Below are 12,691 nucleotides of genomic sequence, written 5' to 3' on the forward strand. Positions count from 1 at the left end.
CCCCCCTCGTGACGAACGCAGCACAGACGGCACCCGCCCCCACGACCCCCTCCGACGCCCCCGTCGGCCTCTTCGACCCGATCACCCTCCGCGGGCAGGCCTTCCGCAACCGGCTCTGGGTCGCGCCCATGTGCCAGTACTCGGCCGAGCTCGAGGACGGCGTCCCCACCGACTGGCACCTCGTGCACCTGGGCTCGCTCGCCCGAGGAGGCGCGGGTGCGGTCATCGCCGAGGCCACGTCGGTCACGCCCGAGGGACGCATCTCGCCGCAAGACCTGGGACTCTGGAACGACGCCCAGGTCGAGGCGTTCCGCCCGATCACGGCCTTCATCCGCTCCCAGGGCTCGGTGCCGGGCGTACAGCTCGCGCACGCGGGCCGCAAGGCCTCGACTTTCCGCCCGTGGAGCGAGACGCAGGGCACCGTCCCCGCCGACGAGGGCGGCTGGACCACCGTCGCCCCTTCGGCCGTGGCCTTCGAGGGCTACGACGAGCCCGTCGCGCTGACCACCGAGGCGGTGGGGGGCCTCGTCGAGGCGTTCCGCGTCGCCGCGCGCCGCTCGATCGACGCAGGCTTCGAGCTGATCGAGCTGCACGCGGCCCACGGCTACCTGCTGCACCAGTTCCTCTCGCCGCTGAGCAACGAGCGCGACGACCGGTACGGCGGGCCGCTCGAGAACCGTGCGCGCTTCCTGCTCGAGGTCGTCGCGGCCGTCCGTGCCGAGGTCGGCGACGAGTACCCGCTGCTGGTCCGCTTCTCGGCGACCGACTGGGCCGACGGTGGCTGGAACGAGGACGACACCGCGACCGTCGCCGCCTGGGCGCGCGACGCCGGCGCCGACCTGTTCGACATCTCGACCGGCGGCCTCGTCGCCGGGGTGAGCATCCCGGTCGGCCTCGGCTACCAGGTGCGCTTCGCCGAGCACGTCCGCACGCAGGGCCGCGTCGAGACCGGGGCCGTCGGCCTCATCGTCGGAGCCGAGCAGGCGAACGAGGTCGTCGCGAGCGGCCGGGCCGACGTCGTCCTGATGGCCCGCGAGTTCTTGCGCGACCCACACTTCCCCCTGCGCGCCGCGGCCGAGCTCGGGGTCGAACTGGACTACACCCCACCGCAGTACCAGCGCGCGCCGTTCCGCGTGCGCTGAGTCGCCGGGGCCGTACCGGCCACGCACGACGCGACCCGCGCCTCCTCGCCCTCTCGGGGTCGGGAGGCGCGGGTCGTGTCGTCCGCGCGGGCTCGCTCAGCGACGCCTGGTCGCGTCCTGCACCTCGCCGATCAGCTCTTCGAGGATGTCCTCGAGGAACAGCACGCCTCGCGTGGCGCCGGACTCGTCGAAGGAGCGCGCGACGTGGACCCCACTGCGACGCATGGTCGCCAGGGCGTCCTCGAGCTCGGTGCCCTGGAAGATCGAGATCAGCTGACGGATGCGCTTCGGCGGCACCGGGTCGGCGAACTCGTCCTCGGCGAGGTCGATGACGTCCTTCAGGTGCAGGTACCCCGTGGGGTCTCCTGCGTCGTCGACCAGCACGTAGCGCGAGAAGCCGCGCTGGGCGACCGCGCGCTCGACGTCGTGCGGGGTCGCGTCCTCGGGCAGGGTGACGAGTTGGTCCATCGGGACGGCCGTCTGGGCGACGGTCTTCTCGGTGAACTCGAACGCGGCCCGCACCGTACCGGTGGCGTCGGTGATCATGCCCTCGCGTTGCGACTGGGCGACGATGGTGGCCACCTCGTCGACCGTGTAGGCGCTCGTCGCCTCGTCCTTCGGCTCGACCTTGAATGCCCGCAGCACGGCGTTGGCCGAATGGTTGAGGGCCAGCACGACCACGTGCAGCACGCGGGCGATGGCGACGAGCGGCGGGGCGAGCAGCAGTGCGGCGCGGTCCGGCAGCGAGAACGAGATGTTCTTCGGCACCATCTCGCCGAACACGACGTGCAGGAACGACACGAGCACCAGCGTGATGACGAAACCGACGACGCTGACCAGCTCGGGGCTGAGCCCCGTCCACCCGAGCGGCCCCTCGAGCAGGTGGTGGATCGACGGCTCGGACACGTTGAGGATCAGCAGCGAGCAGATCGTGATGCCGAGCTGGGTCGTCGCGAGCATCATCGTCGCGTGCTCCATGGCCCACAGCGTCGTCTTGGCGGCCCGACTGCCCGCCTCGGCCTTGGGCTCGATCTGCGACCGTCGCGCCGAGATGACGGCGAACTCGGCGGCCACAAAGAACGCGTTGCCGGCGAGCAGCACGACGAGCCAGACGATGCCCCACCAGTCGCTGCTCATCGGGTCACCTCTCGCGTGCGGACGGCGCGCCGGTCGTCCTCGACGCCCGTGCGCACCTTCTCGGGCAGCACCTTGGGGTCACGTCGGCCCGAGCGGTCGCGCCCGTCGCGCCCGTCCCGTCGGCCCGGCTCGATCGCCGTGGCCTCGGCCACCTCGTCGGGCGTGGGCGTGAAGCGGATGCGGTCGATGCGTCGGCCGTCGAGCCGTTCGACGCGGAAGACCCCGTCGTCGGTCTCGACCACGTCGCCGATCTTGGGCAGGCGTCCGAGCTCGCTCATCAACCAACCGCCGACCGTCTCGTAGGGGCCGTCCTCCGGCACCTTGACCGAGGCGCGCTCGAGCAGTTCGTCGGGGCGCAGCAGACCGGGGAAGGTCAACCAGTTGCGTGACCGCACCACGTCGACGCGGCTGCGGTCGTGCTCGTCGCTGACCTCGCCGACCAATTCTTCGATGAGGTCTTCGAGGGTCACGACGCCGGCGGTGCCGCCGTACTCGTCGACCACGACGGCCATCTGGTAGCCGCGACCACGGACCTCGCCCAGCAGGTTGTCGAGGGTCATCGTCTCGGGAACCCGGACGGCGTCGGTCAGCAGCGCCGAGACGGGCACGTCGGCCCGCTTCTCGCGCGGCACCGAGACGGCCTGCTTGACGTGCACGAGGCCCACGACGTCGTCGATCCCGTCGTCGGTCACCGGGAACCGCGAGTAGCCGGTGCGCCGAGCCAGCTCGAGGACGGTCTCGGCGGAGTCGCCGCGCGCGACGGTCGACAGGCGGGGTCGCGGCGTCATGACGTCGGAGGCGGTGTGGTCGCTGAAGACGAGCGTCCGGGCCAGCAGGGTCGCCGTGTCGCGGTCGAGGCTGCCCTCGGTCGCCGAACGACGGACGAGCGACGAGAGCTCTTCGGCCGTTCGAGCGCCCGACAGCTCTTCTTTCGGCTCGATGCCCATGGCACGCAACACGGCGTTGGCCGTGTTGTTGAGCAGGGCGACGGCGGGTTTGAACACCGTGGTGAACAGCACCTGGAACGGGATGACCAGCTTCGCCGTCTCGAGCGGCAACGCGAGCGCGAAGTTCTTGGGAACGAGCTCGCCGATGATCATCGACAGCAGGGTGGCGACGACGATCGAGACGATCGGCGCGCCGACCGCGACGACCCCCTCGGGCACCCCGACGGCGGTGAGCGGCGGCGAGAGGAGCCGCGAGATCGCGGGCTCCATCGTGTAGCCGGTCAGCAGGGTGGTCAACGTGATGCCGAGCTGGGCGCTCGACAGGTGGGTCGAGGTGATGCGCAGCGCACCGATGGTCGCCGCGAGCCCCTTCTCACCCCGGGACTGACGGGCCTCGAGGTCGGACCGGTCGAGGTTGACCAGCGAGAACTCGCTGGCCACGAAGAGGCCGGTGCCGACGGTGAGCAGCAGGCCGAACGCGAGCAGTATCCACTCGTTCACCGGGTGCCCTCACCCCGCTCGGAGGTGATGGGGCCCGTGGTCAGGAGGCGCGGCGTGCGATGGTGCGAGGGTGCGGTCGTCTGAGACGGAGGGTCATCCATAGACGGGAGATCTTACGGCACGTGCACGATTTCCGTCGTTCGTCCTCACGCGGCCTCACCAGCTGACGGGGAGCGCCTTGCCCTCTTCGTAACCGGCCGCCGACTGGACGCCGACGAGCGCGCGATCGGCGAACTCGGGGACGGAGGTCGCCCCGGCGTAGGTGAACGAGCTGCGGACGCCCGACGTGATCATGTCTAGGAGGTCTTCGAGGCCGGGTCGGAGCGGGTCGAGGTAGATCTTGGACGACGAGATGCCCTCGGCGAAGAGCGTCTTGCGGGCCAGCTCGTACGGGTCGAGGCGCTCGAAGCGACCGCGCACGGCCTTGGTCGAGGCCATGCCCCAGCTCTCTTTGTAGAGACCCCGCTCGTCGCTCGCCAGCTCACCCGGCGCCTCGATGGTGCCGGCGAACCACGAGCCGATCATCACCGACGACGCACCCGCCGCGAGGGCCAACGCCACGTCGCGCGGGTACCGCACGCCGCCGTCGGCCCAGACGTGCGCGCCGAGGGCGCGAGCCGTGGCGGCCGTCTCGAGCACGGCCGAGAACTGGGGGCGACCGACGGCGGTCATCATGCGCGTGGTGCACATGGCGCCCGGTCCGACGCCCACCTTGACGATCGACGCGCCGGCCGCCACGAGGTGCCGGACGGCCTCTTCGGTGACGACGTTGCCCGCGACGATCGGCAGGCCCAGGTCGAGGGAGGACACCGCCTGCACGGCCCGGATCATGCCGTCCTGGTCGCCGTGCGCCGTGTCGATCACGAGCACGTCGACACCCGCTGCGGCGAGCGCCCGGGCCTTGCCCGCGACGTCGCCGTTGATTCCGATGGCCGCGGCGACCCGCAGGCGACCGTCGGCGTCGACGGCGGGCTGATAGATCGTCGACCGCAAGGCGCTCTTGCGGCTCACCGTGCCGACGACCTGACCGTGCCGGAGCACGGGGGCGAAGTGGATGTCGGCCGCGACCATGCGGTCGAACGCGTCGCGTGGGCTGTCGACGTCGTCGGCGTCGAGCGAGGTCAGGGCCCCGTGCAGCAGGTCGCCGAGCACGGCGTCACGCGGGGCCGTGGCCAGACGCGAGGTGGCGATGCAGCCCAGGTAGGCACCCGTGCCGTCGTGCAGCACGATGCCGTGACCCTCGACCGCCGGGACGACGGAGAGCGCCTGCTCGACGGTCTGCGCCGCGTCGAGCGAGTACGGCGTGTCGTAGTCGACGGGCTGGGCCTTGACCCAGCGGATGGCCGCGTCGAGGTCTTGCAGGTGCATGTCCTGCGGCAGCACGCCGAGGCCGCCGCGCCGGGCCAGGGTCGCCGCGAGGCGCGGGCCCGTGACCGAGTTCATGTTGGCCGATACGATCGGGATCGTGGCTCCGGTGCCGTCGCCCGGGGCGAGGGACACGTCGAGCCTGCTGGTGATCGACGACCGGCTCGGGACGAGGAACACGTCGGAGTAGGTCAGATCGTGCGTGGGGGTCGTCTCGTAGAACCGCATGGGTCCACGGTAATCCCTGTGAGTCGTCCCGCCGAGGTCGAGCCGTTTGCGCTTAAGCTGGGCGAGGTGGGCGTCGCTGCCCACGCACTGATCAACAATCAACGGAGAGTGGGCGATCGGCTGTGTCAAGCCACGTGACCGGTACAACTGACGACGGCGCTGCGGCGGAGTTCGGGGCCAACGAGTGGCTCGTCGACGAGCTCTACGAGCAGTGGGTGGTCGACAAGAACTCGGTCGACGAATCGTGGTGGCCGATCCTCGAGGCCTACACGCCGCCCGAGGGCGGGTCCGCCCCCGTGTCGCCCGCCGCGCCGTCCGTCGAGACCGCACCTGCGCCTTCTGCGTCGTCGAGCGGTGACGCGCCCGCGGCCGAGGCCGCCGCGCCCGCCGCCGGGGCCGCAGGCCAGAAGGCCGCCGCGCGCACCACCTCGGTCGAACCGGCGGCGAAGCCGATCCCGGCCCAGGTGCCCGACAAGGCCAAGGCGAAGCCCGCGACGCCCGGCGAGCAGCCCACGCCCGAGGCCGAGAACGTCGTCTCGCCGCTGCGTGGCATGGCCAAGTCGCTCGCGACCAACATGGACGCCAGCCTCACGGTGCCCACCGCGACGAGCGTCCGCACGATCCCGGCGAAGCTGATGATCGACAACCGCATCGTCATCAACAACCACCTCAAGCGCGCACGCGGCGGCAAGGTGTCGTTCACGCACCTCATCGGCTGGGCCCTGGTGCAGGCGCTCAAAGAGTTCCCGAGCCAGAACGTCTACTACGACGAGGTCGACGGCAAGCCGTCGGTCGTCACGCCGGCTCACGTCAACCTCGGCCTCGCGATCGACATCCCGAAGCCCGACGGCACCCGCGCCCTGCTCGTGCCCGGCATCAAGAAGGCCGAAGAGATGCACTTCGGCGAGTTCCTTACCGCCTACGAGGACATCGTCAAGCGTGCTCGCGACAACAAGCTCGCGGCCGCCGACTTCCAGGGCAACACGATCTCGTTGACCAACCCGGGCGGCATCGGCACCGTGCACAGCGTGCCGCGCCTGATGAAGGGCGCGGGGGCCATCATCGGCGCCGGCGCGCTCGACTACCCGGCCGAGTTCCAGGGTTCGGCCTCGAAGACGCTCGTCGAACTGGGCATCGGCAAGACCATCACGCTGACCAGCACCTACGACCACCGTGTGATTCAGGGCGCGGGCTCCGGTGAGTTCCTCAAGAAGGTGCACGAACTGCTGATCGGGCAGCGCGGCTTCTACGAGGACATCTTCGCGGCGCTGCGCATCCCGTACGAGCCGATCCACTGGAACGCCGACATCAACGTCAACCTGGCCGAGCGCGTCAGCAAGACGGCCCGCGTCCAAGAGCTGATCAACAGCTACCGGGTCCGCGGCCACCTGATGGCCGACATCGACCCGCTCGAGTACCGCCAGCGCACGCACCCCGACCTGGCCATCGAGAGCCACGGGCTCACCTTCTGGGACCTCGACCGCGAGTTCGTCACCGGTGGCCTGGGTGGCCGGACGCACGCCCTGCTGCGCGACATCCTCGGCATCCTGCGCGACTCGTACTGCCGCACCATCGGCGTCGAGTACATGCACATCCAAGATCCCGCCCAGCGCACGTGGATTCAAGAGCACCTCGAGGTGCCGTACACGAAGCCCTCGCACGACGAGCAGATGCGCATCCTGGCCAAACTCAACGAGGCCGAGGCCTTCGAGACCTTCCTGCAGACGAAGTACGTCGGCCAGAAGCGCTTCAGCCTCGAAGGTGGCGAGTCCACCATCTCGCTGCTCGACACGGTCATGCAGCACGCCGCCCGCGAGGGTCTCGACGAGGTCGCGATCGGCATGGCCCACCGCGGCCGCCTCAACGTGCTGACGAACATCGCCGGCAAGACGTACGGCCAGATCTTCCGCGAGTTCGAGGGCACGCAAGACCCCAAGACCGTCCAGGGGTCGGGCGACGTCAAGTACCACCTCGGCACCGAGGGCGAGTTCACCAGTGCCGTCGGCGAGACCATCCCCGTGTACCTGGCCGCGAACCCGTCGCACCTCGAGGCCGGCGACGGCGTGCTCGAGGGCATCGTGCGCGCCAAGCAAGACAGGGGGACGGCCGGTGCGTTCAGCACCCTGCCCATCCTGATCCACGGCGACGCGGCCATGGCCGGGCAGGGCGTCGTGGTCGAGACGCTGCAGATGTCGCAGCTGCGCGGTTACCGCGTGGGCGGCACCATCCACGTCGTCATCAACAACCAGGTGGGCTTCACGACGCCGCCGTCCGAGTCGCGCACGTCGGTGTACTCGACCGACGTCGCCAAGACGATCCAGGCGCCGATCTTCCATGTGAACGGCGACGACCCCGAGGCCGTGGCCCGTGTCGCCGAGCTCGCGTTCTCGTACCGTCAGCAGTTCAAGCGCGATATCGTCATCGACCTCGTCTGCTATCGCCGACGCGGCCACAACGAGGGCGACGACCCCTCGATGACCCAGCCGCTGATGTACAACCTCATCGAGCAGAAGCGTTCGGTGCGCACCCTCTACACCGAGGCCCTCGTCGGCCGCGGCGACATCACGCAAGACGAGTACGACGGCGCCCACCGCGACTTCCAGGACCGTCTCGAGCGCGCCTTCGCCGAGACGCACGCCGCGCAGACCGGCTCGATCCCGGTCGTCACGAGCGACGACGGCGACGTCGCCGACCTCGAACGGCCCGCCGCCCAGCAGGACGACGCCCGGGGCGAGCCCGAGAGCACGGGCGTCTCGCTCGAGCTCGTGCACGACATCGGCGACGCCCACGACAACCCGCCGGCCGGGTTCTCGGTGCACCCGAAGCTTCAGCAGCTGCTCAAGAAGCGCGTCGACATGAGCCGCAACGGCGGCATCGACTGGGCCTTCGCCGAGCTGCTCGCCTTCGGCTCGCTGCTGACCGAGGGCACCCCCGTGCGCCTCGCGGGGCAGGACAGCCGGCGTGGCACCTTCGTGCAGCGACACTCGGTGCTGCACGACCGCGAGAACGGCCAGGAGTGGCTGCCGCTGCAGAACATCGCCGACGACCAGGCGAAGCTCTGGATCTACGACTCGCTGCTCAGCGAGTACGCGGCCATGGCCTTCGAGTACGGCTACTCGGTCGAACGGGCCGACGCGCTCGTGCTGTGGGAAGCCCAGTTCGGCGACTTCAGCAACGGTGCCCAGACCGTCATCGACGAGTTCATCTCGTCGGCCGAGCAGAAGTGGGGCCAGCGGTCCAGCGTCGTGCTGCTGCTGCCGCACGGCTACGAGGGCCAGGGCCCCGACCACTCGTCCGCCCGCATGGAGCGCTTCCTGCAGCTCTGCGCCGAGGACAACATGACGATCGCGCGGCCGTCGACGCCCGCGTCGTACTTCCACCTGCTGCGTCGTCAGGCCTACGCCCGCCCGCGTCGTCCGCTCGTGGTCTTTACCCCGAAGGCCATGCTGCGACTGCGTGGAGCGACCAGCGGGGTCGACGCGTTCACCACGGGTCGCTTCGAGCCGGTGCTCGACTGCACGCGGGTGACCGAGCCCGAGTCCACGAAGCGCGTCGTGCTGCACAGCGGCAAGATCCACTACGACCTCTCGACCGAGCTCGACAAGCGTGGCGTCCAGAACGACGTCGCTCTGGTCCGCCTCGAGCAGCTCTACCCGCTGCCGCTCGACGAGATCCGTCGCGTGCTCGACCGCTACCCGTCGGCCGAGCTGGTCTGGGCGCAAGAAGAGCCCGAGAACCAGGGAGCCTGGCCGTTCGTCGTGCTCGAGCTGCAGAAGCACCTCGACCGACAGATCCGTGTCGCCTCACGTCCCGCGTCGGCCTCGCCGGCCGCCGGGTCGAACAAGGCGAGCGCGGTGCAGCAAGCGGCCCTGATCGCCGAGGCGCTCGACCTGTAGACGCCCACCGCCCGGACGACCGTGGCCGCTCGTCCCCGCCTCGTCTCTCATCTCTCGTCTCCGTCTCCGTCGCCGACGTCGCGCGTCGGCAACTCAGGGCTCCTGTCGCCGCGCCGCCCGACCACCGCCCGATCCTCGACCGTTCTCCTGAGTCGCCGACACGCGCCCGACCACGCCCGCAGGCACGTTCGCTCCCGCGCCGACACTCCGAGCCGAACTCGGCCCGGGCCCTTGTTTCGGCCCTGCTGTCGGCAACTCAGGACTCCTGCACGCGCAGTACCCCTCAGACCGCCGCCCGACGACACCAGCCAGGAGTTGCCGACGTACGCCCCCGCGACACGCGCCCCGCGACCTGTGACCTGGGACGTCGGCGGCAGCGCAGGGGCGGTGGCTCGGAAGCATGTGCGCGTCCGGGCATGTTCACACGAAGCGCAACGGGAGTCCTGAGTCGACGACCGCGGGCGGCAGGTTCAGCCCACGGTGATGCCGCTGTCGCGGCGGCAGGAAACCGCGGCGGTCAGATCAGCTTCGAGTAGCGGACGCCGGCCTCGTGGTACCCGCGCTTGCGGTAGAAGCGGTTGGCCGAATCCGTGGCCGCGGCCGAGACCGCGTTGAGCACCCGCGCCCGGTGCCCCCGGGCCCAGGCTTCGAAGTGCCCGAGCAGGTACGAGCCGACGCCGTCACGTCGGGCTTCGGCGGACACGACGAGCAGCAACAGCTCGGCCGTCGGCGCGTCGTCGTTGTAGGCCCACACGACGTGACCGCCGGCCACCGCCGTGATGCGCCCCTCGTCACCGCGCACGACCCACGTCTCGTGCCCCGCGTCGGCCGTCAGCCGCGCCAGGCGGGTCGACAGCACGTCGGTGTCGAGCGTGTAGCCCAGCAGTCCGATCAACGACACGAGGTCGTCGAGGTCGCTGGTGGTCGGGATGCCGAGGGGCTGCACCGGTGCGGTCATGCCACGACGCTAGCGCAGGCGCTCGACGTGTGACGACCGGGTGCGCCTGGTGGCCGGGGCTAGCGGTGGGCGGACTGCAACTCGCGGAGCCGGGCCAGCACGGTGGCCCGCAGGTCTTCGGGTGCCGTCTCGCGGCAGGCGCGCTGGACCGCCTCGGTCAGCACGACGCCGACCTCGTGCTCGCCCGAGCAGTCGGAGCAGTTCGCCATGTGCTCGCGGATGTCGGCCGCGTCCTCGCGGCACAACTCGTTGTGCAGGTAGTCCTCGAGCTCTGCCTTGGCCTTGGTGCAACCGCAGTCGGTCATTTCTTTCCGCCCTTCGACGAGCCGGCGGGCACGGCGATGCCACGATCGCGTGCGTAGTCGGCGAGGAGTTCACGGAGCAGGCGACGGCCGCGGTGCAGGCGGCTCATCACGGTGCCCACGGGGGTCTTCATGATGTCGGCGATCTCTTGGTACGAGAAGCCTTCGACGTCGGCGAAGTACACGGCCATGCGGAAGTCCTCGGGGACCTTCTGCAGGGCGTCCTTCACGGCACTGTCGGGGAGGTGGTCGATCGCCTCGGCCTCGGCCGAGCGCGTCGAGCCGGAGGCGCGGGTCGCCGACTCGGCGCCGCCCATCTGCCAGTCCTCGAGTTCGTCGATCGTGCCCTGGTAGGGGTCGCGCTGCTTCTTGCGGTACGTGTTGATGAACGTGTTGGTCTGGATGCGGTACAGCCAGGCCTTCAGGTTGGTGCCCTGCTGGAACTGCGCGAACGCCGCGTACGCCTTGACGAACGTCTCTTGCACGAGGTCGCTGGCGTCGGCCGGGTTGCGCGTCATGCGCATGCCCGCGGCGTAGAGCTGGTCCATGAAGGGGAGCGCCTGCTCTTCGAACAGGGCGCGCTTCTCAGCGTCGGCGTCGACGGCCTCGAGGGCGGCGTCGACGTCGGCCTCGGTCGGTTCGACGGCGGCATCGGTCGGTGTGGGCTCGTGGCCCTCGGGGGTGCTCATCAGGGCCGATTCTAGTTCGGCGACGGTGATTTCCCTCGGTGCGAGTGCGACAGGCACAGGTCCTCCAGGTTCTTGCTGCATTACTGTGGTGAACCGATGCAGGTGTACAGGTATTCCGGGCCCGAGTTCTCCCCCTACGGCGACGGAAAGGTTCCCGAGGTCGACGAGGGTCGCTGGGTCGCGCCCACCGCCTCCGGGCCGCTGCGCGCCTCCACGTCCCTGCCCGGGTCGAAGTCGCTGACGAACCGCGAACTGGTGCTCTCGGCGCTGGCGTCGTCGTCGTCGACGTTGCGCCTGCCACTGCACTCCCGCGACACGGCGCTCATGATCGAGGCGCTCAAGGCGTTGGGCACGACGGTCGCCGAGTTCCCGTCCGACTCCCCCTTCGGGCCCGACCTGGTCGTCACGCCCGGCGAGCTGCAGGGCGGCGCCACGATCGACTGCGGCCTGGCCGGCACGGTCATGCGGTTCTTGCCCCCGGTCGCGGCGCTCGCGCTCGGACCGGTCACGTTCGACGGTGACGCCGGTGCCCGCAAGCGCCCGATGCGCACCACGATCGAGGCCCTCCGTGCTCTCGGCGTCGAGGTGAACGACGACGGCCGGGGCATGTTGCCGTTCAGCCTCTACGGCACCGGCGAGGTCGAGGGCGGCGCCGTCGAGATCGACGCCTCGGCCTCGAGCCAGTTCGTCTCGGGTCTGCTGCTCTCGGCGCCCCGCTTCGAGCGCGGCCTCACGCTGACGCACACCGGCGAACGCCTGCCGAGCCTGCCGCACATCGAGATGACGATCGACGCGCTCGCGCGGCGTGGGGTCGAGGTCGAGTCGCCCACCGCCGGCACCTGGGTCGTCCCGCCGACCGCGATCGCAGGGCGTGAGGTCGTCATCGAGCCCGACCTGTCGAACGCGGCGCCGTTCCTCGTGGCCGCCCTCGTCGCCGGGGGGACCGTCTCGATCGCGCACTGGCCGGCCGACACCACCCAGGTCGGAGCCGACCTGATCGACCTGCTGCCGCTCTGGGGGGCGACCGTCACGCTCGACGACGACACCCTCACCGTCGACGGCGGAGTCGGCCTCGTCGGCGGCGGCTCGCTGCCCGGCGTCGACGTCGACCTCTCGCGGGGCGGCGAACTCGCCCCCGCGCTGGTCGCCCTCGCCGCCCTCGCGTCGGGTCCCAGCACGATCACCGGCATCGGTCACCTGCGTGGTCACGAGACGGACCGGCTCGCGGCCCTCGCGGCCGAGATCAACGCCCTGGGAGGCGCGGTGACCGAGCTCGAGGACGGCCTGCGCATCGAGCCGTCCCCGTTGCACGCGGGCCAGTGGCGCACCTACGAGGACCACCGCATGGCGACCGCCGCGGCGATCATCGGCCTCGCGGTCGAGGGGGTCGAGCTCGACGACGTCCGCGTCGTGGCCAAGACGCTGCCGCAGTTCGTCGAGCTGTGGGACGAGATGCTCGGCCGGGCCGTCCACCAGAGCCCCGCCGACATCGACCTGCTCGGGTTCCTCTAGGCGCCGGGCCGACG

The 12,691-nt window shown here is 70.5% G+C and carries 9 protein-coding genes; 3 read left to right on the forward strand and 6 right to left on the reverse strand.

What is annotated here, in order from left to right; all coding sequences use genetic code 11:
• The first annotated feature begins 8 nt into the window (after positions 1-8).
• Positions 9-1,142 (forward strand): NADH:flavin oxidoreductase/NADH oxidase, encoded by a 1,134-nt coding sequence (locus EDF50_RS03970; protein WP_123518214.1) that lies wholly within the window; start codon positions 9-11, stop codon positions 1,140-1,142.
• 96 nt (positions 1,143-1,238) lie between these two features.
• On the opposite strand, the gene EDF50_RS03975 is transcribed toward EDF50_RS03970, so the two are convergent.
• The 3 genes from EDF50_RS03975 to EDF50_RS03985 all read right to left on the reverse strand — a co-directional run bounded on the left by EDF50_RS03975 (position 1,239) and on the right by EDF50_RS03985 (position 5,320).
• Positions 1,239-2,279 carry a hemolysin family protein gene (locus EDF50_RS03975; protein ID WP_123518215.1) on the reverse strand — a complete coding sequence of 347 codons (1,041 nt, stop codon included), beginning with the start codon at positions 2,277-2,279 and terminating at the stop codon, positions 1,239-1,241.
• Entirely contained in the window at positions 2,276-3,727 is a 1,452-nt protein-coding gene (locus tag EDF50_RS03980) for a hemolysin family protein (protein WP_123518216.1), read from the reverse strand. Before EDF50_RS03980 ends, EDF50_RS03975 begins: the two co-directional genes overlap by 4 nt.
• Positions 3,728-3,883: 156 nt before the next feature.
• On the reverse strand, positions 3,884-5,320 hold the full coding sequence (locus EDF50_RS03985) for a GuaB1 family IMP dehydrogenase-related protein (RefSeq protein WP_123518217.1): 1,437 nt from the start codon (positions 5,318-5,320) through the stop codon (positions 3,884-3,886).
• Between the two features lie 122 nt (positions 5,321-5,442).
• Between EDF50_RS03985 and EDF50_RS03990 the strand changes: the two genes are divergently transcribed.
• Entirely contained in the window at positions 5,443-9,216 is a 3,774-nt protein-coding gene (locus EDF50_RS03990) for a multifunctional oxoglutarate decarboxylase/oxoglutarate dehydrogenase thiamine pyrophosphate-binding subunit/dihydrolipoyllysine-residue succinyltransferase subunit (RefSeq protein ID WP_123518218.1), read from the forward strand.
• A gap of 517 nt (positions 9,217-9,733) precedes the next feature.
• Here EDF50_RS03990 and EDF50_RS03995 read toward each other — a convergent pair.
• Genes EDF50_RS03995 through EDF50_RS04005 form a run of 3 tightly spaced genes read right to left on the reverse strand, consistent with a single transcriptional unit; the run spans position 9,734 to position 11,165 of the window.
• Complete coding sequence (locus tag EDF50_RS03995) at positions 9,734-10,174, reverse strand: GNAT family N-acetyltransferase (protein WP_123518219.1); 441 nt, start codon at positions 10,172-10,174, stop codon at positions 9,734-9,736.
• Between the two features lie 59 nt (positions 10,175-10,233).
• Positions 10,234-10,479 (reverse strand): zf-HC2 domain-containing protein, encoded by a 246-nt coding sequence (locus EDF50_RS04000; protein ID WP_123518220.1) that lies wholly within the window; start codon positions 10,477-10,479, stop codon positions 10,234-10,236.
• On the reverse strand, positions 10,476-11,165 hold the full coding sequence (locus EDF50_RS04005) for a sigma-70 family RNA polymerase sigma factor (protein ID WP_123518221.1): 690 nt from the start codon (positions 11,163-11,165) through the stop codon (positions 10,476-10,478). The genes EDF50_RS04000 and EDF50_RS04005 overlap by 4 nt, the downstream gene beginning before the upstream one ends.
• Before the next feature lie 96 nt (positions 11,166-11,261).
• On the opposite strand from EDF50_RS04005, the gene aroA reads away from it, so the two are divergent.
• Positions 11,262-12,677, forward strand: coding sequence for a 3-phosphoshikimate 1-carboxyvinyltransferase (aroA, locus tag EDF50_RS04010; protein WP_123518222.1), 1,416 nt, complete (start codon positions 11,262-11,264; stop codon positions 12,675-12,677).
• The last annotated feature ends 14 nt before the right edge of the window (positions 12,678-12,691 follow it).

The sequence above is a fragment of the Frigoribacterium sp. PhB24 genome (assembly GCF_003755185.1).
GTDB lineage: Bacteria > Actinomycetota > Actinomycetes > Actinomycetales > Microbacteriaceae > Frigoribacterium.